Annotated in this window: 17 protein-coding genes; 6 read left to right on the top strand and 11 right to left on the bottom strand. The window is 45.6% G+C overall.

The genetic code is table 11. The annotated features are described in order from the left end of the window. Positions 1 to 171 precede the first annotated feature (171 nt). The 6 genes from Q1A23_RS04635 to Q1A23_RS04660 all read left to right on the top strand — a co-directional run bounded on the left by Q1A23_RS04635 (position 172) and on the right by Q1A23_RS04660 (position 7,171). Complete coding sequence (locus Q1A23_RS04635; protein WP_299820164.1) at positions 172 to 1,209, top strand: histidine kinase; 1,038 nt, start codon at positions 172 to 174, stop codon at positions 1,207 to 1,209. A gap of 96 nt (positions 1,210 to 1,305) precedes the next feature. Then, a complete protein-coding gene (locus Q1A23_RS04640) occupies positions 1,306 to 2,028 on the top strand; it encodes a LytTR family DNA-binding domain-containing protein (protein ID WP_299820167.1) in 723 nt (240 codons plus the stop codon). A gap of 334 nt (positions 2,029 to 2,362) precedes the next feature. Further along, positions 2,363 to 3,280, top strand: coding sequence for a class I SAM-dependent methyltransferase (locus Q1A23_RS04645; RefSeq protein WP_299820170.1), 918 nt, complete (start codon positions 2,363 to 2,365; stop codon positions 3,278 to 3,280). 47 nt (positions 3,281 to 3,327) lie between these two features. Beyond that, positions 3,328 to 4,335 (top strand): alpha/beta fold hydrolase, encoded by a 1,008-nt coding sequence (locus tag Q1A23_RS04650; protein WP_299820173.1) that lies wholly within the window; start codon positions 3,328 to 3,330, stop codon positions 4,333 to 4,335. Positions 4,336 to 4,782: 447 nt separating this feature from the next. After that, on the top strand, positions 4,783 to 5,931 hold the full coding sequence (locus tag Q1A23_RS04655) for a helix-turn-helix domain-containing protein (protein WP_299820176.1): 1,149 nt from the start codon (positions 4,783 to 4,785) through the stop codon (positions 5,929 to 5,931). Positions 5,932 to 6,013: 82 nt separating this feature from the next. Beyond that, positions 6,014 to 7,171, top strand: coding sequence for an acyltransferase (locus Q1A23_RS04660; RefSeq protein ID WP_299820179.1), 1,158 nt, complete (start codon positions 6,014 to 6,016; stop codon positions 7,169 to 7,171). A 142-nt stretch (positions 7,172 to 7,313) separates the two neighbouring features. On the opposite strand, the gene Q1A23_RS04665 is transcribed toward Q1A23_RS04660, so the two are convergent. The 11 genes from Q1A23_RS04665 to Q1A23_RS04715 form a co-directional block, all read right to left on the bottom strand. After that, positions 7,314 to 7,694, bottom strand: coding sequence for a DUF4260 domain-containing protein (locus Q1A23_RS04665; RefSeq protein ID WP_363322026.1), 381 nt, complete (start codon positions 7,692 to 7,694; stop codon positions 7,314 to 7,316). An 8-nt stretch (positions 7,695 to 7,702) separates the two neighbouring features. Continuing rightward, on the bottom strand, positions 7,703 to 8,263 hold the full coding sequence (locus Q1A23_RS04670; protein WP_299820182.1) for a hypothetical protein: 561 nt from the start codon (positions 8,261 to 8,263) through the stop codon (positions 7,703 to 7,705). A 270-nt stretch (positions 8,264 to 8,533) separates the two neighbouring features. Beyond that, positions 8,534 to 9,295, bottom strand: coding sequence for a LytTR family DNA-binding domain-containing protein (locus tag Q1A23_RS04675; RefSeq protein WP_299820185.1), 762 nt, complete (start codon positions 9,293 to 9,295; stop codon positions 8,534 to 8,536). 79 nt (positions 9,296 to 9,374) lie between these two features. Continuing rightward, positions 9,375 to 10,193, bottom strand: coding sequence for a histidine kinase (locus tag Q1A23_RS04680; RefSeq protein WP_299820188.1), 819 nt, complete (start codon positions 10,191 to 10,193; stop codon positions 9,375 to 9,377). A 372-nt stretch (positions 10,194 to 10,565) separates the two neighbouring features. Beyond that, the gene (locus Q1A23_RS04685; RefSeq protein WP_162345801.1) at positions 10,566 to 11,360 is read right to left on the bottom strand and encodes a DUF4249 domain-containing protein; all 795 of its coding nucleotides are present in this window, start codon (positions 11,358 to 11,360) and stop codon (positions 10,566 to 10,568) included. Positions 11,361 to 11,371: 11 nt separating this feature from the next. Further along, on the bottom strand, positions 11,372 to 13,705 hold the full coding sequence (locus tag Q1A23_RS04690; protein ID WP_299820198.1) for a TonB-dependent receptor: 2,334 nt from the start codon (positions 13,703 to 13,705) through the stop codon (positions 11,372 to 11,374). Between the two features lie 670 nt (positions 13,706 to 14,375). Continuing rightward, positions 14,376 to 16,502 (bottom strand): copper-translocating P-type ATPase, encoded by a 2,127-nt coding sequence (locus tag Q1A23_RS04695; RefSeq protein ID WP_299820201.1) that lies wholly within the window; start codon positions 16,500 to 16,502, stop codon positions 14,376 to 14,378. A 124-nt stretch (positions 16,503 to 16,626) separates the two neighbouring features. Then, positions 16,627 to 20,091: a DNA methyltransferase gene (locus tag Q1A23_RS04700; protein WP_299820204.1), complete on the bottom strand. Its 3,465-nt coding sequence runs from the start codon at positions 20,089 to 20,091 to the stop codon at positions 16,627 to 16,629. A gap of 179 nt (positions 20,092 to 20,270) precedes the next feature. Further along, entirely contained in the window at positions 20,271 to 21,137 is an 867-nt protein-coding gene (locus tag Q1A23_RS04705) for a DUF5694 domain-containing protein (RefSeq protein WP_299820207.1), read from the bottom strand. A gap of 193 nt (positions 21,138 to 21,330) precedes the next feature. Next, positions 21,331 to 22,524 (bottom strand): PQQ-binding-like beta-propeller repeat protein, encoded by a 1,194-nt coding sequence (locus tag Q1A23_RS04710; protein ID WP_299820210.1) that lies wholly within the window; start codon positions 22,522 to 22,524, stop codon positions 21,331 to 21,333. 266 nt (positions 22,525 to 22,790) lie between these two features. Continuing rightward, positions 22,791 to 24,089, bottom strand: a complete 1,299-nt coding sequence (locus Q1A23_RS04715) for a hypothetical protein (protein WP_162345806.1) — start codon at positions 24,087 to 24,089, stop codon at positions 22,791 to 22,793. Positions 24,090 to 24,158: the final 69 nt, after the last annotated feature.

Consider the following 24,158-nt stretch of genomic DNA (forward strand, 5'->3'; position numbering starts at 1 on the left):
TAAAAAATCGTGCAGTTCATCCATCGTGGTGTGGAAGGTATGGCGGGATTACTAATTTTAGGTGCTTGTCTGAATCAGGGTTTGTTTCCCATCTTTTAATGAAGAACCTGAATGGGGTAAATAAACTCTGATTAAAGCAACAACAGAAGAAAATAATTTCTACTTTACTGTATGCTGAAACGCAAACACATAGAACCCATTATACACGCGGTTGTCTGGCTGTCGGGTTACCTGGCGATTATACTTTGGGTAAACACGCTAGGCTCCTTCAAGAGCACCGACGGAACGATCCTGCTGCCCCTTACTATTGGTACCTTACTCAATATCTGCCTGTTTTACACCATCGCACTTGTGCTGATACCGCATTACTCAGCTACTAAAAAAGCGGGTATTTTCCTGTTAAGCTCACTTGCAATCTGGGTGGGACTGACGGCTTTGGAGACAGGTATAGACTATTTGCTCTTCATTAATTATTATTCTACCGAAGACGAAGGCTTCTGGGGACAGCTGCTCATAAACCTGCTGTTCAACTTCATTATTTTCTCACTGGCGCTTGGCTATGGCTTTACCAAAAGCTGGCTCCGCAACGAAAAGCAGCGACAGCAATTGAAAGAAGAAATGCTGCAGGCGGAGCTAAACTTCCTGAAGGCCCAGGTAAATCCGCATTTCCTGTTCAATGTGCTGAACATGGCCTATGCCAGCGCAGCCGGCAACGGCGACAAACGTACGGCAGGCATCGTAGAAAAGCTGGCCAACCTGATGCGCTATATGCTTTATGAGAGCAACGTGCAAAGAGTGGAATTATCGCGGGAGTTGGAATATATAGGTAGTTTTATTGAGCTGCAGAAAATGCGCCTGTCGCCGGAGCTACAGACAAACGTAAAGTTCATCGTTGAGGGCGATCACATCAAGTATAAAATCGCACCGCTCATACTTATCCCTTTTGTGGAGAATGCCTTTAAGCACGGTATTCGGCTCGACAAGCCTTCCAATATTTTAATCAGGCTCATACTGAAAGACAGGCAGCTATACTTTGAAGTGCAGAACAGCATCGCACAGTTACGCAAAGAGCCGGGGCAAAAAGCCGGAGGTGTAGGGCTGGAAAACGTAAAGAAAAGACTGGCCCTGCTTTACCCCAGTACACACCAGTTACAGATTTCCCGAAAAGATGATAGATTTAGTACATCCCTTACCCTTAAGCTGGATTGATGTTCGTTGGTCGTGTTCAGTTTCTGGTAGCTCGATTTACGTTTATAGTGCCAATGAGACTTTCTAACTTTCTAACTCCCAAACCCTCTAACATCCATGAAGTGTATTGTAGTAGATGATGAGCCTTTTGCACTTGAGCTGGCGGCGGATTATGTGCGGAAAACACCGTTTCTGAAGCTGGTTGGCACGTTCAGCAATCCGGTAAAGACGCTGGCTTTTTTAATGGAGCAGGAAGTGGACCTGATGTTTCTGGACATTAACATGCCGGAGCTTTCAGGAATGCAGTTGCTGGCCGCCTTACCTCGCAAACCAATGGTGGTGTTCACTACCGCTTACCCCGAGTTCGGTGCCGAAAGCTACAACTACGATGCCGTGGATTACCTGCTCAAACCCATTAACTACGCCCGTTTCCTGAAGGCGGTGAACAAGGCAGTGGAGTTACAGAATCTGAAAAGAAAAGACAATAATGCCCAATCTCATGCAGAATCAGCTGCTCCAATCCAGGACAGATTGAATGTGCTCCTTAAAAGCGGAACCCAAACCTTTAAGGTAAAGCTGGAAGACATACTTTACGTGGAGGGCGCAGGCAATTACATGGCTTTCTGCACCAAAGGCAAAAAGATTCTCTCACTGCTGACCATGAAAGAAGTGCTGGACCTGCTGCCTGCCGACCAGTTTGTGCGGGTGCACAAATCCTACATCGTGTCGCTGAACCACCTCGATGTGATAGAGCGCCACCAGGTAACCATTGCAGGCAAAACCATTCCGATTGGGATTACTTACCGTGAGCAGTTTTTGGCCAAGGCAGGCAATCAATAGGCTTGGAATATGTTGGGCCGTTCTTGTATTGTGGTCCAACTTTGTGCCTAACCGGAGTTATTTTTCGCACTTACTTAAGCTATATTCTGCAGTTGAATAAATATATAATCTTTATATATAATTCTATAACATACCTATCTATTCTGTTCCTGAATTTTGTTGCATCAACTATAATGGCAGCTGATTTGGTAAAAGATCTGATTGTAAAGGAGGGTATGCAATGTGTGGCCGTTCTTAATGAAGAGCTGTTGAAAATTGCAGTTAAAATTAAATAGCTGAGTAAAGGCTTTAATATTTGAATTGTTGAAAGCACTATAACTTAACAAAACCTATTTTGGAAAATTTAAGGACACAGATAGATCGGCAGCTCGAGTATAGCAGAAGAAAGAATCTCTTCTGTAACCCAGAAAATAACCTCTTAAGTTTTAAGCCTGAAACTATAGCGTACCTGCGGCAAAACCATCAGGCAATTAAAGCGCAATCGTTGGAGGAAGAAAAGGAATTGACGGAGTACCTGGTGGATGGTGCTATTAGGTCGTTATGCCATGCCAACCAGTTTTATTATTTTAATGAGCTTGATAAAGCTACTTTGCAAAAGCTTTACAACAAGTTACTTTCAAAACTAAAAGCTTTGCCGGAGAATGAAGAGGAAGAAGCTTATAAACAGTTAGCCACAGAGCATTTCAGTGCACTGCAGTCATTCCTTAGAAGGTCTAACCCCTTTGCCAGACATCTTTACTCTAACAAGGCGCCCTATCTGGAGCAGGAAGTTGTTTGTGAGGAGTATACTGCCGCTACACAGCTTCACTTGCTAAAGATTGACATTGCTACCCTGAAGGAGCCAGTACTGGATCTGGGATGCGGTCAGCAGGCACACCTGGTCAGGTATCTGCGAGATCAAAAGCTGGATGCTTATGGGGTAGATCGTAGCGTATCTCCTTCAAACCACACTTTTAAAGCTGACTGGTTCGAGTTCAGCTTAAGCGACAAAACCTGGGGAACAATTATTAGTAATCTGGGCTTCTCCAATCACTTTCTGCATCACCATTTGCGGGTAGGAGGGGATTATGCCAACTTTGGGATTCGCTATAAAGAAATACTGCACGCTCTAAAAACAGGCGGGACCTTTTATTATGCACCGGATCTGCCTTTTATAGAGAATTACCTCAAACCTGAAGAGTTTCTGCTGCAGCGGTTTGCTGTTGAAGGTACCGAGTATAAAGCCATAAAAGTAACAAGATTGGGCTCTTAAGAAACGGGAAGGCGCATGATTTAACTATTTTATTAAAACTAATTTGTATGAGGTTCTGCAGTATAAGCTGTATAAAAGTATCTGGAAGTGTAATAATCGTCCTGGTAAGTACCCTGGTGCTTTGTATCAAAAGCCTTGGTGCGGCTCCTGATTCCAGTCATACCACTTTTCAAAAAGTTCCAGTGTCATTTAAAAGCGGAGATAACTTGCTTAAAGGGATACTGATAAGCCCCAGGGGAGCTAAAACTAAAGTTCCAGCTATTGTTTTCTGCGTTGGCTCCAGTAGAAGTTCCACTGTGGCAAACTACGCCTCTCTTTTGGACTCCCTTTTTGAGCAGCATCTGCCACTGGATAGTATAGCGCTTCTTTACTTTGATAAGCGAGGGGTAGGTGAGTCTGAAGGTAAATGGTACAACACAGATTTTGAAGGTAGGGCCGCCGACGCAAAGGCTGCTGCTGACTATCTAGCTTCACTCCCAATGATCGACAAAAGTAGGATTGCAGTGGCTGGACATAGTCAAGGAGGCTGGATAACGCAGGTATGCCTGGCAAAGTATCCTGACACCTTTGTGGGAGGTATTTCACTTGCCGGTCCGACCTTTGATGTAAAGGAACAGGTAAGAAATGACTATGCAAGTGTGTTGATGTGTCAGGAGCAGATGGAAGAACAGGCTGCCAGAGAAAAGGCGCTGAGAATGGTAAAGCGCGATTTTTTCCTGGCATCTCTGCTACCTGTCCAGGAAAACTGGAAGCAGCTGAAAGTCATCAGGAAGTTTGACCCGGGCCAGTATCTTCCTTTTATCAATAAGCCGATACTCCTGATGTTTGGGGAGAACGACGCCCTTGTTTCTCCTAAGTATGCGATTGAAACGCTGAACAAATATTTTCCACAAGGTACTCCATCTAATTTTAAGGTATTGACAGTTGCAGGAGCCAACCATTCTTTCAAGGTTGCTGATTTCTGCCACAAAGGACCCACAAAGCATCTACCTTATTCAAAAGAGAGCAAGAAGCAAATAGCTGCCTGGGTGCGGACTGTTCTTTTACAGTCTTAATGCAGCCCATGAGCAAAAGCTAGGTGTTAAAGAGTACGGGAGCTTCAACAGTGAGAAGTGCGCTAGCATGTGATGTTGTTTATGATGTACTGTTGTGTTTGAGTGAAGAATTATGAAAGTCATGCTTTACAGAGTTTCCCCAAGCCAATGCTTCTTGCACTGATCACCATATTTGCCATTGAACTGCTTCTGAACTTTCTTTTCCTTTAGTATCTGCTAGGCAAGGCAGCCATGCGCTAAATATTCATAAGTAAAACTGCTAATCCATGGAGAAGTAACTACAGTACAGAGTTCCACTCTGATTATTTAATTCAAGGATGCATCAAATAATTAACACTTCTAAGGCTTATGTCATTTAAATCAAACAAGCAAATACTTCAAGTTTTCCTGCCTTATAAATAAGGCACAAAACATTATATTTGATGCGTACATCACAGACTATGAAATATGAACAAAGAGCAGTTTCTGCACCAGGATTTATTTGCTGTTGTCATGCTGTTTGGCATTATCCAAAGTGTTCTGCTTATCTACCTTTTCACCTTTAAAAATAAAGCCCCGTTTTTCCTGAAGCTTCTGGGCTTGTTGGTGCTTTCTCTCACCCTTATTACTGTCGAAATATTCCTGAGCTATAGCGGCTATATTGTATATGCTATTCATTTGGTTGATTTCAGCGAGCCGCTCAATTTCGTGCTAGGCCCACTTATCTATTTTTTTGTATTTTGTGCCTGTTACCCTAAACCATTCAATAAAAAATATTACCTGCACTTTATACCCTTTGTTCTGTACCTGGCTTATTGTGTTCCATTCTATCTTCAACCGGAGTCTGTTAAACTGGATGCTTTTCTATCGGCCTACCAGCCGGTTTTAGCAAATCCTGAACTGGAAGAAACATCAAATCTTGACCCACTCTTTTTAAAGCGGTTTGTTAATGAATTATGCCTGATGCACATAAGTATATATCTGGCACTCAGCCTTTGGTTGCTTAAACTGGAAACCAAAAGTCTGAATCAGTATACTAAGAAGCTGGTGCGGGCTGTTGTGTGGGGGATGAGCGCTTTATTGATCCTTACCCTTCTTGTTAAGTTTAGCTTTAGAGCTGACCTGGGTGATTACATCATTGCTGTTAGTTTTGCAGTTTCGGCCTTCGCTCTGAATGGAATACTACTACAAAGCTCCCAACTGTTGTCAGAAAAAGGAATGGAAACAGAGCATAAGGTTCCTGAGGCAAAGTATAGCAAGTCTGGCTTAAGCGAAGCACAGAAAGATGAGATCCTGCACCAGCTGAACGGGCTTATAGGAAAGGAGAAGTTTTATGTTGACCCAAACATCAGCTTGCAAGGTTTGGCTGCACGAATCCACACACATCCTAACTATTTGTCGCAGGTAATAAATGAGCGATTGGGCAAAAGCTTTTTTGACTTTATAGCTCAGTTAAGGGTAGATGAAGCCATCAGGTTATTGAAAAGTTCTTCGCATCAGAACACCCCTATTGAAGTGATTGCAGAAGAGGTAGGCTATAGTTCCAAATCTGCCTTTTACAACGCTTTCAAGAAAATAACGGGTAAAACACCTGCTCAGCAGCGTTCTTCCTTATAAGAAAGGACTACCTCCTTTCATATCAGGTTTACCTTCCGCTGTTTGTTGCCCTAAGTTTACCGAAAATTTAACGGTAAATTTTATGGAACAGACACAAACAATGTATCGCAGGTACGACCTTGATTGGTTAAGGCTTTTAGCTTTCATGCTCCTGATCTTATACCATGCAGGTATGATCTTTGTCAGTTGGGGATGGCACATACAGCACCCCGAAAGCAGCAAGTATTTTGAGTGGGCAATGATGCTGGTTAACCAGTGGCGGATGCCCCTGATCTTCTTTATAGGTGGAGCTGTGATCTGGTACTCGCTCCACAAGCGAAGCAGTGGAGAGTTCGTTAAAGAGCGCCTGGTTCGTATTCTGATACCATTGCTGTTTGGTATGTTGGTAGTAGTTGTGCCGCAAGCTTATTATGAGCAGGTTCAGAAGGGTGGATATGCCCAAAGTTTCTGGGACTTTTATACATCTGCCTATTTCTTTGAATTCTTTACCTGGAACCACCTGTGGTACCTGGTGTATGTACTTTTTTACTCCTTAGTGTGCCTGCCCCTGTTTAATCGCTGGATCAAAAAAGGGCAACCTAAGTGGATTGATCGTTTGATCTCGAATCCTCTTGGAGTAGTATTACTTGCTTTACCTATTATTATAAGTGAAGTGCTACTCAGAAAAGCTTTCCCTTCTTATCAAAATTTTATTACAGATCTTGCAAATCATGCCTTTTACTTACCTGTTTTTATCTACGGGTTCCTGATCGCTACTAATGCAAAGGCCATGGCTGCTATCAAGAAAGCGAAATGGAGCTACTTATTACTTGGGGTTGCACTATACACTGTGCTTTATACTTTCTACTGGGTACCTGAGACTGAGCCTGCAACCATACTAGGGTACGCCGTATACCAGGCCCTGCAAAGCTTAAACACATGGTTGTGGTTACTCATTGTATATGGCTTTGGCAGCACTTACCTGACCTTCTCCAATAATTTTTTGAAGTATGGTAGTCAAGCAATATATCCATTTTATATCCTTCACCAGACCATTATCATTATCATCGGTTATTACATAATCCAGATGCAAGTTGATGTAGGATGGCAGTTTTTGTTGATCAGTAGCGGTACTTTCCTGATTTGCGGTATCCTATATCACTTCATCCGGCAGTTCTGGTTAGGCAGGCTCCTTTTTGGTTTGAAAACAGATGTTAAAAAGAAAGGAAAAGCAGCAGTTAGTACAGTAGCCGCTGTGTGATAATACCGGTATAATAAAAAGGAGCCTAATGATCTCTAAGCTCCTTTTATTGTACTAATAAATAATTCATACTCAGGTTGTAGATCAAAAGCTTTCAATGCTGGGACTGGCAGCCTGCGCGAATAATTACTAATAGCTTTGGCTACCTTTTTTGTAGCACCTGTTTTGCTCTGGGGCCTATCCAACCTAAATGAGTGTGTTTAAAGCTGTCCGTGAACTTTAAGCCATAGCCTAAGGCTCTATCCATAGTACTGTGCCCGAAAAGCAAAAGACCTGTAAACTGCAGCGTCTCATGGCCAAGATAGAATCCGGAAATGCCAACTGCAATGGCAATGCCCTGGTGGTGTAGCAGGTTATAGGTAAAAGCACCAACTCTTGAGCTAACCAGGTAACCGGCCATCCCTATATCCGGAACAAGCAACAGAGCAAAGTATAGCCACCAGTCATACCCTAAGAATAAGGTGCCTACATAGGAGAGTATAAGCTTGGCCAGGTCTTCTGATTTTAGTAGTATTTTCATCATTATCATATTTAAAATCGGTAACCAACATGTACAGTAGGGAAGACTCCGAACTTGTCTTGCTGAAATTCTTTGCCTTCAAACTTTATTTTATCTGTATGGATATTGTAGTCAAGACTGATCCATGGGGTAATATAAAGACCTTTAGGTGTACCATCTTGATCTTTTTGGAAAAAGAAGCGGTAACCAATATGCGTGCCTATACCTATAGTTTTACCTGTCTCTTCAACGCCACTTTCTTTGTGAGTTGCTTTATTAGAAGTATAGCCGGTTCCGATACCGGTATAAAAGCCCTTTGTGCCTTGTAACAGGTAACTAGCTTTTATGCCGTAACCGTGAGTCATTAATTTACAGCCTTTGTTGCCGTGGAAGCTTTCCGGCTGCTGTACACCAAAAATGCCAACATCCAGGCGTACCCTGTTGGGTTGGTATATTACATGGGCGGAGTAGCCTTTCAGGAAAAAGGCGATTGGATCAACTTCAACTTCCCAGGTTGGAGTTGGCTTCTCTGTCTGAGCTTGTGAAACAGTGAACAGAAGGAGTGTAAGAGCAGTAATGAGTAGCTTTTTCATGTTTTATTTTGTGTGTTGTGATTGATTCGCTTAACCTACCAGTACAGCAGCAGCTTTAGATGACTAAGGCTAGTGCTAATACTATAAGTAGTACAAATATTTGCCAATCAATCAGATGTGGGAAATTATCTTTCCCGAACACTTAAAATCAAAGGATGAGCTTTGGAAATAGGAGACTGAAGACTTTAGAGCAAAGTAGAGTGAACTACAAACTATAAAAAGCAGGCGACTTATTAAGACTGATGTGTTATAGTTCTAAAATAGAATAGGCTAAGCATCAAGCCATTCTTTGAATGCTGTGTATTTTTCTATACTTACAAATATCTCTTTAAGAGTGGCAGGCTGCAACTCAACTTTCAGTCGGGTAGGGGAATATTTATGAATAGAATTGATAGACCTCAGGTGTATGATGAACTGCCTGTTAATTCGGAAGAAATGCTTTGGGTCTAGAATATTAGACAGCTTTTCCAGTGTATAATCTACAGGCAGGCGTTGTCCTTCCTTTGTTACCAGGAATGTCAGTTTTTCTTCAGAGTAAAAATAAGCAACATCAGCTATATCTATAGTTCTTATTTTACTGCCCTGTGTTATTAGAAATCTGGATTTATAGGTAGGCTCTTTATGAAGTGTCGCATTTAGAAGCTGCTTTAAAGAATCAGAACTAATACCAGCTGTACTATTTAACTTCTTAAATTTAGTAATGCTGGCTTGTAATTCATCCTGGTTGATAGGTTTTAACAGATAATCGATGCTGTTTACTTTAAACGCCTTGATCATATAGTCGTCGTAGGCAGTAGTAAAAACTACCGGTGTAAAACACTCCACCTGATCAAAGATTGCAAAGCTTTGCCCATCGTCCAGGTGAATGTCCATGAAGAGCAGGTCGGGTTGAGGATGTGTGCTCAGCCATTTTACACTCTCTTTTACAGACGGTAAAACAGCTTCTACTGTAATGCTGTTGTCGCATTTAATCAGCAGACTTGCCAGCCTTTTGGCAGCAAGTGACTCATCTTCAATGATTGCTACTTTCATGAGCTATTAGATAAGGAGAACCAGAACAATGCAACTCCTGAAACAGGAGAAGCCCTTACATTTTACAGCTCTTTGCAAGCTAGGTCAGTAATGGAACCCTCGCCTGATACAGGCTGTCAGACAGCTGGAAAGTTACTTTTTTCGGTGTAAAATAACTATATCGGTTTGTAATATTTTTCAATCCAACACCTGTAGAAGCAAACTCCTGCTTCCTTAACTGCACATTATTCTGCACCACCAGGTAACCATCATCTTCCGCTCTTATGTCTACTACCAAGGGGCTGCTTTTAGATAGCTCATTGTGTTTAACAGCGTTTTCAATCAGCAGTTGTAAGGTTAAGGGAGGAATGTAAAGGTTCAGCTTTTCTGCAGGAATGGATACGTTTACCTGTAGCTTATCTTCAAATCGAATTTTAAGCAGAAAAATGAAAGCGTTTATAAAATCAATCTCTGTTTTTAGCGGTACTAACTCCTGATCACGCTGCTCCAGCACATAACGGTAAGCTTTTGCAAGCCGATCAATAAACTTTTCTGAAAGATCGGCATCTACATGCACCAACGATGATAACACATTAAGACTGTTGAACAGAAAGTGGGGATTAACCTGGTTTTTTAAGCCTTCGTACTGCGCCTGTGCAATTTCTTTCTGTAGTACCTCTGCGTTGACAGCTGCCTTATGGTAACTTTTAAGAGCATTCAAACCTGTAAGAGCTGAGAAATAAACTCCAGAGAATAACAGGTTGATGACTGCGTTTAATCGTAATTCAACTTCAAAGTCTATTTTACCTATGGGCTCCATCTGAAGTATAAATACAAAGGGCACGATACCTATCAGAAAAACTAACAGCAGGCTAAACAACTGGAATACAAGCAGCCCAACAATATACTTTAGGTACAAGGCTTTTAAAAAGGACAGATACTTTTCCTGTTGGATTATAAGTAAGCGGTATCCTTCATATAAGAGCAAGAAATAAACAAAGGCGTAAATAAGATCAAATAAAAGGTGGCTTACCGGGTAAAACAAGGAGCCATAAATAACAAATGCCAATGCACTTGTATACAATACAGAAAGTAAAACAGCTGAAACGAGCTTTAATTTTATAGTTTCCTTATTACTTTTCTCTCTGATTAAGCTAGCTAGCTTCATACATTCATGTTTGTTCAGGTTGACTCTGAATAAAAGGTAAAGCTCTTCTTGAAAGCTTTAAGATCAAACCCTACTGTTCATAGGTGGAGCAGGGTTAGATCTGATGGCAAGTTGATGATTTGCTTATTGTGCTTCTGCTTCTATGATTGAAACTGCAGAAGCTCCAAAGTAGCCTATAGCCCCGTTACTAATGTTGGAAGGAGCATTGGCAGGTGTACCTTCAAAAGGGCCACCAGAAGAATTTTGCTGGTTTAGAAGAGCAAACCAGAAGTCGTAAGCTGGCTTGTCGATACCATACACTTCAACTCTTAATCTGTCTCCTTTTTGTACAGCAAACTGCATATTGGCATGGCCATAATTACCGTCATAAAGCTCATCATTCAGCACAGCCAACTCATCGGGCTCTAATACTCCATTAATATAAACATTCCAGCGGTAGTTATTGCCTTTACCTGCCGGGTCTCCGAAATGGACGATAGGGTAATAACCTTCATCTTCCATATGTCCTGCAGCTTTGTATTCGAATGTTAATGAATCAAGCGGAGAGACAGCAGGCATATAGCTCTGAGCAGTGTATTCTTTGCCGTTAACCACAGCTTTAAAATAATAGGTGTAGCCAGGGATACCCTGCAACGTGTTTGTCTGGTACAGACCCTCGCCGGCCGCTTTCAGTGTGTCTGTATGGCCATGATTGTCGGAAATAATGACCAATGCACCGTTAACGCCTGTTGTACGTCCTTCATCCAGGTACCCCTTGGTATTGGATAAGCGCACCTTATACGGGCCCGGCTGATCTGTTAACAAACCTTCCACTACTAATCTGCTCTCAGCTGTGTCCAGTTCGTAATCAATCACTTCTTCGCAGCTGGTAAAGGCCAGCATAAGCATAGCCAGCAAGTATAAAAGTATCTTTTTCATTTTGCGTCTGATTAAAAATTGAAGTTATAGGTAAGAGATGGCACAATACCGAACAGGTACGTTTTTACAGCTTCTGTTTTGCTGCTGTCATCTTCGTTCTCGCGGAAGTAGATAGAGAAAGCGTTTTTGCGTGCATATGCATTGTAGATACTCAGCGTCCAGGAACTGGTGTATTTCTTAAACTCATTCCTCGGCTTCTCATAGGTAGCGGAAAGGTCTAAGCGGTGGTAATCTGGCAGGCGGTAACCGTTACGCTCAGAGTAAACAGGGTAAGTTTTGCCATTATACTCGTAACGGCCGACCGGCATGGTAATAGCCCCACCTGTAGCGTAAGTCCAGTTAGTTCCCAGGTTTATACTTGGGCTAAACTGATAGCTAAGCACCAGGTTTCCGGAGTGGCGGCGGTCATAGCGCAGCGGGTAAGACTTGTTATTATTAATTCCTGGTACTGTGCGTTCTGTTTTAGATAAAGTATAGCTTATCCAGCCAGTCAGTAACCCCTTCTGCTTGCGCAGGTAAAATTCAGCTCCATAGGCTTCGCCGCTGCCCCGTAGTAACTCTGTCTCCAGGCGCTCGTTCAGGAATATCTCTGCGTAATCCTTATAGTCGATCTGGTTGTCCATCCACTTGTAGTATACTTCCACAGAGCCTTCAAACATGTTATCCTGAAAGTTGCGGAAGTAGCCGGCTGCTACCTGATCAGCCTTCTGTGGTTTTACATACGTGCTGCTTGGTATCCATACATCAAATGGCATTGCGGATGTAGAATTTGACACCAGGTGCAGGTATTGCAGTGTTCGGTTGTAAGATGCCTTAATAGAGCTTGCATCATTCAGTTCATACTTGGCTGCAAAGCGTGGCTCCAACCCACCATAGCTTTTTATCTTCTCAAATCGGCTATAGGTTACAGTATCTACCGGCGTATCAAAGTTTTCATCGTACAGGTACACTTTGCCCGGTCCCATGTTCGTAAAGCTGGATAACCTTAAGCCATAATCAAGGGTTAACCGGTCCGTGATCTGGTGCTCATTGCTCAGGTATAGCGCTCCCTCCAGCGCACTCGTAGAATTTAGTTTAAGCGCGTTAACATAAGAGAATTTGCCCGGTTTAACTTCAGCAGGCATAAAGTTATGGTAAGTCAGGTGCAGGCCAAACCGCAGCTGGTTCCTTGGATTTAGAAAAAGAGTGTAGTCATTCTTTAATCCATAATCTTTGATGTGTGACTTCCAGGTAAATTCAGATTCTTTTTCTTTTGAGCCAAGAGCATAGTCAAAGTCGGAGAAGATAAAGGTGGTGTTGGAGAAAAGTCTGTCACTAAACAGGTGGTTCCAACGCACAGTGGCAGTGGCATTACCCCAGTTCATCTTAAAGTCGTTGGTGGCTGCTACATCGCGTCCAAAGTAACCTGACACATATAGGCGGTTCTTTTCGTTTAAAGTATAGTTGAGCTTGGTGTTCAGGTCGTAGAAGTACAGTTTGTTATTTTTTACATTCTCATCGCTGCTCAATCCAAAGAAGATGTCGGCATACGTGCGGCGGCCTGATACTATAAAGGAACTTTTGTCTTTGATAATGGGTGCTTCAACTGTCAGGCGGCTGGAGATAGTACCTATACCACCCGATATTTCCAAGTTTTTATTGTTCCCCTCTTTCATGCGGATGTCCAGAAGGGAAGAAAGCCTGCCGCCATGTTGGGCTGGAATTCCCCCTTTGTAGAGCTGCACGTCTTTAATAGCATCGGCATTAAATACTGAGAAAAAGCCCATCAGGTGCGAGGCATTATACACAGGTGCTTCATCCAAAAGAATTAAGTTTTGGTCCACACCGCCGCCACGCACATAAAAGCCCGATGTGCCTTCGCCGGCATTCTGCACACCTGGCAGTAGCTGTATGGCTTTTACCAGATCTACTTCACCCAGCAGGGCAGGCATGTTTTTTATTTCGGCCACCTGCATCTTCAGGGTGCTCATCTCCATGCTTTTCACGTTGGTGTCTTCCCTACGCGATACAACTTCCACTTCTTTCAACTTAGTCACATTTTGCTCCAATTCTGTGTCAAGTTTCGTGCTGCTCTGTAGGTGCACTTGTCTGGAGATAGTTATATACCCAAGATAATTGAAGGTAAGGGTGTAGGTGCCTTTAGGTAGGGTAAGAGCGTAGTAGCCGTACTCGTTGGTAGTAACGCCAGTACCCGGTAGCTCTTGCACGCTAACCGAAGAGCCGATTAATCCTTCGCCAGTGGCTTTATCTTTTACATAACCGCTGACGGTTACTTTCTCCTGTGCTACTGCCACAGATGTCGATAGGCAAAGCAGTAGCACTAGTAAGCTCAATAATTGTTTCATGGTTTTATTTTGTAATATATATAGGAACAATGGGATAAGCGACACAAAGGTATTTTGCTACTGGAAGTAAGACTTTATAAAATTTCCGGAAAGCTTTATAGTTTTAATAACCTCATGTCATACTTTTAGTGCCACTCTCTAAATCATAAGCAAAATTATGGTGGTATTGGTACTGCTTAAAATGAACTTTTCCGAACACCGTATTTTGTTGTATGAAAGCTGATAAATAGGGTATGAACTGATAAATAATTGTGAGTTCACACTTTAGTTGGTTAATTATACAAGTGCCGATTCTATGATGGGTACTGTGGAAAGATCTCTTCAACTTGACTGAGAAGGGCTGAAACTAATTGATTCAGGTTTCATACTGCTTCTGCGTTTCCAGCTTCAAAAGCTTGTTTCTGATGCAGCATAAGCTAGAACCTGAGCAGTTCAAAGTATACCAACTTATCACTGGAACCCGAAATTGATCCAGGTTAACCTGCTCAGACTAACGGCGATCTTGGAAGAGATCTACTACAGGCTTACCGGATGAAATAGAAGTGAAGAAAAGCATTGCACGCCCAACACAAGAGCTAAAGGAGTAGACACAAAAGGCATTTTGCTTTTCGCGAGTTAAGAAAAGAACTCTTTTGTACAATAATAGGGTATAATGTTTCAGCTAATATAGTTACTTTATCTGTCTGCGCAACAGCTGCGCATTGATAGCTACAATCACGGTGCTCAGGCTCATAAGTGCAGCACCAATGGCCGGAGAAACCATGATTCCCTGCTGATACAGTACGCCAGCAGCCAATGGAAGTGCTATGACGTTGTAGCCTGTCGCCCAGATCAGGTTTTGGATCATTTTCCGGTAAGTAGCTTTGCCGAACATGATAAGCGAGGCAATGTCCTGCGGGTTGCTGTTTACCAAAATGATGTCAGCTGTCTCGGCGGCTACGTCGGTGCCAGAACCTACTGCAATGCCTACATCAGCCTGCGCCAGGGCAGGAGCATCGTTAACACCGTCTCCGGTCATGGCCACAAACTCTCCCTGGGCCTGCAGCTCTTTTATCTTCTCCTGTTTCTGGTGTGGTAGCACATTGGCCAGGTATCCATCCATACCCAGTTTATCGCTCACGTTTTTGGCTACGCGCTCATTATCACCGGTCAAGAGCAGGTTCTTAATGCCGTTCTCCTTTAATACTTTTATAGCGCCTGCAGACTCCGGTCGTATCTGGTCGCGCATGGTAATGTAGCCGGCAACCTGCTGGTCCACCAGCACATAAACCACCGTTTCTACACCTTCTTCGGCCTTACTTTCCGGCACTTGTATGCCATATTCTTTTATATAGTTTGGGCCAACCACTTTTACATCGCTGCCTTCCACAGTGCCTTCCAGTCCTTTGCCAGGCAAGTAATTAAAGTTTTCTGAAGCAGGTACGGCAATGCCATCCGCTTTTACTTTACGCAGAATACCCTGCGAGATATAGTGTTCGGAGTTCTGTTCCACACCCGAAGCCAGGCGTAGCAGTTCCTGCTCAGGGAAACGCTGGTCGAAGGAAACAACCTGTTCCACTTCATGAGAGCCTTGCGTCAGGGTGCCTGTTTTATCGAAGATGATGGTCGTGATCAGGCGGGAATTCTCAAAGGCAGTTCGGTTGCGTATCAGAAGCCCGTTATTGGCAGAAACAGCTGTGGAGATAGCTACTACCAGCGGAATGGCCAGGCCTAGTGCGTGCGGGCAGGAAATCACCATCACCGTTACCATCCGCTCCAGGGCAAAGTCCAGTTCAGCGCCCACCAACAACCAGACGGCAAAGGTGCCAAAGCCGGCGACCAGTGCCACGTAGGTGAGCCATTTAGCTGCTTTATCGGCCAGGCGCTGCGTGTCTGATTTTGTTTTCTGTGCTTCCTGCACCAGGTTGATCACTTTGTTCAGATAGCTGTCTTTGCCGGTGCTAACCACACGCACCTGCAGCGAACCGTTCCCGTTGATGGCTCCGCCGATTACGTTATCATCTTTCCTTTTCTGCACCGGTTTGCTCTCGCCGGTCAGCATGCTCTCATTCAGGTAACTATCACCCTGTACCACCACCCCGTCAGCAGGAACTTTCTCTCCGGGCTTTACCAGGATCAGGTCACCTGGCTGCAGGTCTTCAACTTTTAGGGTTATAGTCTCTCCGTTTCTGATCACCTGCGCTTCGGATGGCATCATGCTTACCAGCAGTTCCAGGGCTTTAGATGCCCCCAGCACCGATCTCATTTCGATCCAGTGCCCCAGTAGCATGATCACGATCAGGGTGGCCAGTTCCCAGAAAAAGTCCATGCCTTCGAGCCCGAAAGCAACGGCGGTGCTATACACATAGGCCACGGAAATGGCAACACCTATCAGCGTCATCATGCCCGGTGCACCTTTCTTTACTTCTTCTACTAAACCTGTCAGGAAAGGCCAGCCACCGTAAAAATAGATGATACTGGAAAGTGCAAAAGCGATGTACATGCCATAGGGCACATCCAGCGAAAAGCCAAGAATGTGCTGCACCATCGGGCTTAGCACGATCACCGGAACCGACAGCACCAGCGATACCCAGAAACGCTTCTTAAAATCTTCGATCATCATGCGGTGATGGTCGTGCCCGGCTTCACCGTGTGCCGCGTGTCCCTGGTGTGGTGGGTGATGGCGCGTGTCGCTGTGCATGGCATCGCTATGGCCATGCAGGGTTTTTTCTTGCAGGCGCTCTTCTGTTTTTTCTGTCTTGTTTACAGACTGTTCTTTGTGGCTGTGATGTTCGTGGTGTCTGTGATCTTTATTCATAGCTTTTCAGTTTTATGGACCTGTATCGGGTAACCTTTTCGGATATATCATGTACGGTCATTTGCCCCACGATGCTCTGAAGACTACCAAACCACTATGCTGATTTTCGCTGAGTCAGGATGTCTTATTTCACATATTGTTCTTTCTCCGTCTTCCTTAGTAATCCTAACCCATGAAGCGTTTGCAGCAGGCTATCTATCTGTTGCAGGCGCTGCGGTTGCTGTGCTTTGGCTACGGGCTTGAACTGATGGATAAGCTCCTGTGCGGTGGCCGGGCGCTCGTGTAGTTGCAGGGCACGTTGCACGGCCTGTGCCTGCTCCGAGAGCGTTTTTGGCCAGGCCAGTACTTCCTTAGCAGTGGCTTTCACAGCTTTGGATTTGGTTTCTATGCCCATATCGGTTTGCTGGGTGCCTTGCGGGTTCTGGTACTCTGGCCGGAGCCAGCGGATCTGGCCGCGTGCTTCTTCGGCGGCGCGTTCTTTGTTCAGGGCCACGAGGCGCTCCAGTATCTCTTCTTCGGGCAGGTTGGCAGGCCAGCCATAGGCGGCGGCTACGGCGGCATCCAGCTCCTGGTGCAGCTGCAAAAGTATACTTACCAGCCCTTGTTCGTGGGTTTTCTGCTCTTTGGCATTCAGCGCTTCGCCCGACCGAAGTTTCTCGAGCACGTTATACATGTCGGTTATAGTTAGCGTGGGGTGCTGCGCCTGCCGCTGCTTGCGGTGCTCGTCCAGCTGCTCGGCTATACTTCGGATCTGCTCCTGCTGTGCTTCGGTGGCGGCAGGGAAGGGGAAGGTGTCGAAGCAACGGGATTTGTTATATCTAGGGCGACTTTCAAGTGTTCCACCAGCAGCTAGAGACCATTTAATATGTATTGAACTTGACAATACTCCAAGATGATAGTAATCTTCAAGTGCAATCGCGATAATCATTGAATCAGGTAAAATATTGGAATCTAGGAAAGTGAAAATTCTATGCTTTGAAGTATAAACTGTGGCTATATACTTTCCTAATCCTTTGAGTGCTTCTCTTAGTAACGGCCTTGCCTCTCCAAACCAAAGCCAATTTTTCTTATAAGAAGCTCTGTTATTTTGGTCCCTTTCGGGTTTTACATTATTTAGAACATGCTGATATAACTGTGGAAATTTCTGCCTAGCTTGACTTTCTGTTAATCCATATAAGTCAATCACATATAAATCTCTAGAGTTTTGCGTTAGGTCTTTCCCATTCAAATATGGTTTGATATGCTCATTTATCTTAGGGTCTTCTCCATAACCCATGGCTTTAGCTTCTATTGGATTTAGTAGAAAACCAGCACCATAAAGCCCCATGCCAACACTTGAAATATTAGAATTTGAATCTAAGGTAACAGCACTTGTTACGTCAGCTCCCAAAGTTAAATCAGAGTTGATACTGCCATAGCTTTCTGAGAAAATTACCTTGCCTTCTACTTCGCCAGGGTACTCATTGATAATTTTATCTAGCCTTCCAGAAGTAGCGTTTAATTCGGCGACAGTCATCGCAATTCTAACAGCAGCTCCATCAGCACTATCTACCCAAGGATGATCAGGTATGGTATAAACTAAAGATAAAGGCTCTTTCCCTTCCATATGAGCCTGTATAACTCGACGGTTAAAGGTCTGCTTTATACTATTTGTAGTGATGAAACCGAAGCGTTCAGCCTTATAAGCACGCATAATTTCAGCCGCTTTATTCCACCAGTACATTACAAAATCCGCACTTTCCGGGACTATACCTTTGTATGTTTTTCGTAATGCATCCACATAACCATCACCTAAAGCACCACGCATCGCCTTATCACCTATAAACGGCGGGTTGCCAACTATAAAATCTGCTTCGGGCCAGGTGGCGGGTTTGGGGTCCAGGTAATCGTAAACTATAGTTCGGGCGGTTTCGTCGGGCACTTCCTGTCCGGTAACCGGGTGCGGTTTGGTGCTGTGGCCGTCCCAGCGGGTAACGGGCTGTCCGTTGGCGTCGAGGCGGGGTTTGCGGTCGGTGTAGCTCAGCACCGCGTCCTGCTGCTTGATGTTGCCGTACTCGCGCAAAATAGGGTTGCTCAGGCGGGTGGCCGAGCCGTGCGCCCGGAAGTGCCACTGCAGGTACCCGATCCAGAGCACCACGTCGGCGATGGCCGCTGCCCGTGGGTTTACTTCCAGGCCCAGCAGCTGAGCAGGAGTTACGGTATAGCCGCCTGTCATGTCCAGGGTCCGCTGCCCCGGGAAATGCTCCAGGTACTCCAGCACTTCGCCTTCCAGCCTTTTGAGGTGCTCCAGGGTCACGTACAAAAAGTTGCCGCTTCCGCAGGCCGGGTCCAGCACGCGCACCGAGCACAAACGGCGGTGGAAGCTCTCGATCTCTTTTCGGGCTCCAACTTCGTCGCCGCTGTCTTCAAGTATGGCCGAGGCGGTGCGGGCAGCTTCCCACTCTTCGCGCAGCGGCTCAATTACGGTTGGCATTACCAGGCGCTCCACGTAGGCGCGGGGCGTGTAGTGGGCACCCAGTTTGTGGCGCTCGCGCGGCTGCAAAGCCCGCTCCAGCAAGGTGCCGAAAATGGCAGGCTCCACATCGGCCCAATTGGCTTCGGCGGCAAGTATAAGCAGGTCCAGTTGGGCTTCGGTAATGGGCAACGCTTCGGGGTCTTTAAACAGGTAGCCGTTAAACTGCGGTATGTTGGTGCGCAGGGCCGGGTCAAATCCACCTCTGTCCATCGTTTGCCACAGCGCCTTCAGTGCATCGGGGAAGTAGGTTATATTCTGGCGGTAGTCCTGCAGCAGTTTGGTAAACGATTTTTCGGGCAGCAACTGCACGTCTTCGGCAAACATGGTAAACAAACAGCGCATCAGGAAACCCGACACCTGCTCGGGTGTATAGCCGGTCTGCTCTAGCGATGCCGCCAGCTTAGCCAGCCGCTCGGCCAGCTGCCTTGTTACACGGGCCGCACGTCGGCTTGGGTCCAGTTCCAGCGGCTCGGTAAAGAGCAAACGCAGGCGCTCGCGCACTTCCTGTTGGGCCAGTTCTTCTAAGGTAATTCTATAGTTCTGCGGGTCGGGGAAGGGCACATAGGTCTTTCCCTGCCGCGCAAAGTCAGCATACAGGTCGATGCAATACCCCACATCCACCACCGCCAGGAACGGCGGCCAGCCTTCGGTAGTCGGCAGCGAGCGGGCGTAGCGCAGGGCCTGTTCTTTGGCCTTTTTCATTTCGCGGTCCCAGGTGCGGGTATCGCGGGTGGCAGTACCGGATTTGGTCTTTGCGCGTTCAGCGCCCAGCAATTCAGCTTCGGTTGTGGTTGCTTTGTCGGCGCCCTGTTTGGCTTCCAGCACGAAGCAATCTTTCTTGTAGAGGTCGATAAAGTTGGTGCTCGTCCGGCCTTCGCCATCATCAAACACCACAGGCCGCTCAAAAGTATAGTTGGCTTCGTGTACCTTGTCGGTGGCCGGCATCGGTTTTTCCACGCCCAGCAGCTCACACAGCTCCGTCAAAAACAACTGGTAATTAGCACGTTCTGAAGCGCCGGAAGCTTTCCATCGGGAGATGAAGCTTTCTATAGTTGGAGTAGAAGTAGAGGGCATAGTTTGCTTTCGGGTAAAGTATGATTTTGCAGTTGCAGTATATTAAAATTTAACGATATTTACGCACTCTTTTTAAGGTTTAGCATCGTAGCTTAATATAAAAGCCGCATCCAAAACAGGATGCGGCTTTTGCTTTTGCAGGGCTATAGTTCCAGCTTTTTAGCCCTAGGTTGGCAGTGCTACTTCAGCAACTTATAGGCATGTGCTAACCTGTGCGTAGGCGAGCTTTCTACGGCCTGCTGTATAGTTGCCACATGGGCTGCGCCATATATCACCAGTATTCGATCCTCCGGGCTTTCGGTAATGCGCTGTATGTTGCGGAAAATGCGCAGGTTACGGTTAAACCAGGTAGCGCTGTACCAGTCTACACCCATGTAATCGTGCGTCTGTTCTTCGTAACGGAATGCTTCCCTAAAATAGTTGGCATGCCGTGTGCGTATCGTTTCCGGCTGGTTTTCATAGCGTAGCATGTCATAAACGGTGCGTGGCATTTTGCCAGATAGCTTGGCTACAGAGTCGCGGGCGATGGTGGTTTTGCGCAGGTACTTCCAGAAGCTGGCATGGCGGGCTGCAGCTTCTTCGCTTATCTCCAGAGGCTTCCCACCGGGCTTCTGGTAGCTATCCAGGTTACCCCAGGCATTGATGCAGTATACCCGCTGGTGGCCTAACTGCTTTGCCAGCCTGAAGCCTAACTGGTATACTTCATCTACACCAAGCTCGTAGCGGCCATCCAGGTAGGCCTGGTACAGCGAGTCTATTCGGGGTTGTTCTTCGGGCATTATTTCTACAGCAATTTTTGTAGGCTTAAACTTGGCCATTTGTTTAGTGATCTTCTGTATGTCGCGCTGGCCTTCTTCTGAGAGCACATCCAGCTGGTCTTTTTTCTCGGTTACAATAATGTCTTTGTTGCGGTAGGTAAAATGGAAAGTGCCCAGCAGCATTACCTGTGCCTGCTCATTTTTACCTTCCGAAGTTTTGACCTGCGCCTTAACAGGACTGATGCTGAAACCTGCTAACAGGGCTAAGGAGAGTAATATCTTTTTCATAGTGGTAGGTTGGTTTTTGTTTAGAGATGAAAATAATTAGGTGTCGGTTGCCTGTAGTTATTGTTTGCGCTGTAACTATAAGTTTATCAAAAGTTTATTTCTGACTATAGTTGTATGTGGCAAAGTACGTGTAGAGGAGTTGCCGGCTCAATGGATAAACCGTTACTTGTGTTGGACAATTGTGCAGGAAATTCTAGTTCTTAAGTTTTACAGCATAGAGGTACCCGTCTGAGCTCCCGAAGTAGATGGTTTGCCCGTCGATGGCTGGCTTCGATAGTATAGAGCCCAGTTGGTGGATCTTGCTTTCTGATTGCTTCACCTCCTCCATTGTTTTGCCATAGAGCACAAAGTCTTTCCTGAACTCATCTTTTTCGTCGTACACTTCCGAGGAGTTTATCCTGCTGCTTTCCGTCTGAAACTCCCACTTCACCTCGCCGCTAGCGTGGTCAACGCCATAGAGTTTTCCGTTGAAGCAGCCGAAGTAAATAAGGTTTTCATGTGCCACTGCCGCTCCGTACACACGCATGTTAAGCGGTAATTTCCACTTCATCTGCCCATCCGTTTTGCTTAAGCAGTAGAAGGCATGGGTGTCGGAGGTGCCTACGTAGAGGTTATCCTTGTAGAGCAGGGGAGTGGCGATGATCCAGCTGCCGCGCTCCTTCATGTTCCATTTCCCTCTACCGGTTTTAACATCCAGGGCATAAATGTTGTAGTCCCGGCTGCCAAAGTATACCACGCCATCTTGCACAAGCGCAGCTTCCTGTATTTCTCCTTTCGGAAAGTGAGTATCGCCGACTGTCCGGAACTGCCACAGTAGCTTGCCGCTCTCTGCATCCAGCGAGTAGAAGTGGCCATCGAAGCTGCCGAAGTACACCTTACCATCCTGAACAGCTGGGGAGGCATGAATGGTGTCTCCGGTCTTAAATTTCCACTTCAGCTTGCCCGTTGCATTATCCAATGCATAGAGGTGGCTGTCCCCGCTTCCCCAGTAAACGGTGTTGTGCTCTACGCTTGGAGAAGACAAGTAATAATCCCACAGGTCATAAGCTTTTTCACCTTCGGATTTAAAGACCCACATCAGTTTTCCGTTCGCTTTGTTCAGGGCATATAGGTTACCGTCAGCGCTGCCGATGTATACCAGGCTACCCTGCACAACAGGAGAGGAATATACGGCGCCACCGGTTTTGAACGTCCATACTTCTTTGCCGCTAAATTTATTCAGCGCATAAAATGTGTGATCACCGCTTCCTGTAAATAGCAACTCTCCATCTACTAAAGGGGAGGAGTACACTCTGCCTTTGGTTTCAAATTTCCATATAACATTCTCCTGGCCGTGCACCAGCAGTTGTGTAAGAAAGAGTAGTAGTGTTAGTATTAACCTGATCATAGTTTTAATTTTTGTGTTGTAGGAATTAAGTAGCCAATAATACACTTTTATCTCAAGCAGCTACAGCAGAGTATTTTACTTTAACCTAAGATAACAGTGCCGTCTCAACTGCCTGTGTGGCATGTATGGTGGATGTATCGAAGAGCACCACATCCCTGTCCTTTGGCCTGACAAGAAGCGGAACCTCGGTACAGCCCAGGATCACGCCTTCGGCATCATTGGCTATCAGATTGTCTTGTTAGGTTTTATGTATAGGTGATGATGTGTTACTTCTTTTTTGAAAGTATGTAGTTGCCACTGCTGCTGTTCATAGTCAGCGTGTAAGACTCGTTCAGTTCAAGAGTCCAGCCGTCTCCTGAGATTTTATTTCCGTTAAGTTCTGTCGGCAATGTGAGGGAGATCTTTTTCCAGTCCGGGCTCATCAGGGCACCATTTTCTACTGTCAGGATACCCCAGTTGTCGGTGACACGGATGGTAGGATAAACGGTGCCTTTGTCTTCTAAGGGCATCATGTTACGGGGGTCGAAGGAGACATTCATCTTCTCAAAGTATAGCTCCACGTGCGGCTGCTCCACAAATTTGCTTTTGTACTCGGCTACAAGTTTTCTTTTCTCTACTGCCCGTTTTGTTTCTTCTGCCATTATTTGCCTGCCGTTATAGTCCGCTGCTATTCGTTCGGCTTCATGCCTCAGATCTTGTGGTACCTCTATTTCGAAAGCATCTATAAAATAGCTGGTGAGATCAGTGTCGGGGGAGATTTTCTTGTTCCAGTACTTGTTGCGGCTGCTAAGCAAATAACCGTAAACTGGGATGGTGTGGTAGGCAAAGGAGCGCACAAACGTCGGGTTTTGCTGAAAGGAATTGATGCTGTTCTCAAAATGCACAACCGCCTGCTTTCTGCTTCTTTCGCTGATCACAAAACCCGTATACTCTGCCAGTCCCTCGTTAAGCTCCAGCAGGTTTTCTGTGGAGTCAGCATCCGGGTAAAGCTGGTGGCGATACTTTCGGAAGGTAAAGGCATGGGTGAGGTATTGCTTTCGCTCCCGATCGGGTGATGCCTGTAGTGCCTTTTTGAGTGCTTCCAGCTCCAGCCGTAAATAGATTCGCCCGTTCTTCTCATCCAGGTGGTTGTTGGCCGCGTTATGGAGCGCAAAGCCCAAGGACGGCTGCGTTTTATGGAACAGCTCATGAGCTAGTAAATTGATCCGCTCGTGTTTATCCTGAGGCAGTGGAAGCAGGAGCATGGCCCAGTGTTTACCGCCCCAATGCAGGGCTGTGTTGGCTACGTTTACTTGGGGTGGCAGGTAACCTGTAAACCGGTCTGCGCTGCCGGTTAAAATTCCTGCTGTGTCGGCTTCGTTCGCTACTATTTTTCTGGTCTGTGGGTCCACGATCAGGATGGAAGTATATAGGTCCATGTTCCAGAGCTGCCTGTGCTTTTTTGTGGCGGTCTCTATCTCCTTAAAATAAGTTGTAAAGCTGATGGTGTCTGGTTTTGCGGATTGGGTGCGCCCTGTATTTGCAAGTTGCAGCAGCAGGAGCAACAGTAGGTAAGACTTTTTCATAGTGGTAGGTTGGTTTAGGTTTAGAGATGTACACCCTAAGGTGCCGGTTGCCTCAGCAGGTAAGCTGCA

This window comes from uncultured Pontibacter sp., assembly GCF_947492645.1.
In the GTDB taxonomy this organism is placed as follows: Bacteria; Bacteroidota; Bacteroidia; order Cytophagales; family Hymenobacteraceae; genus Pontibacter.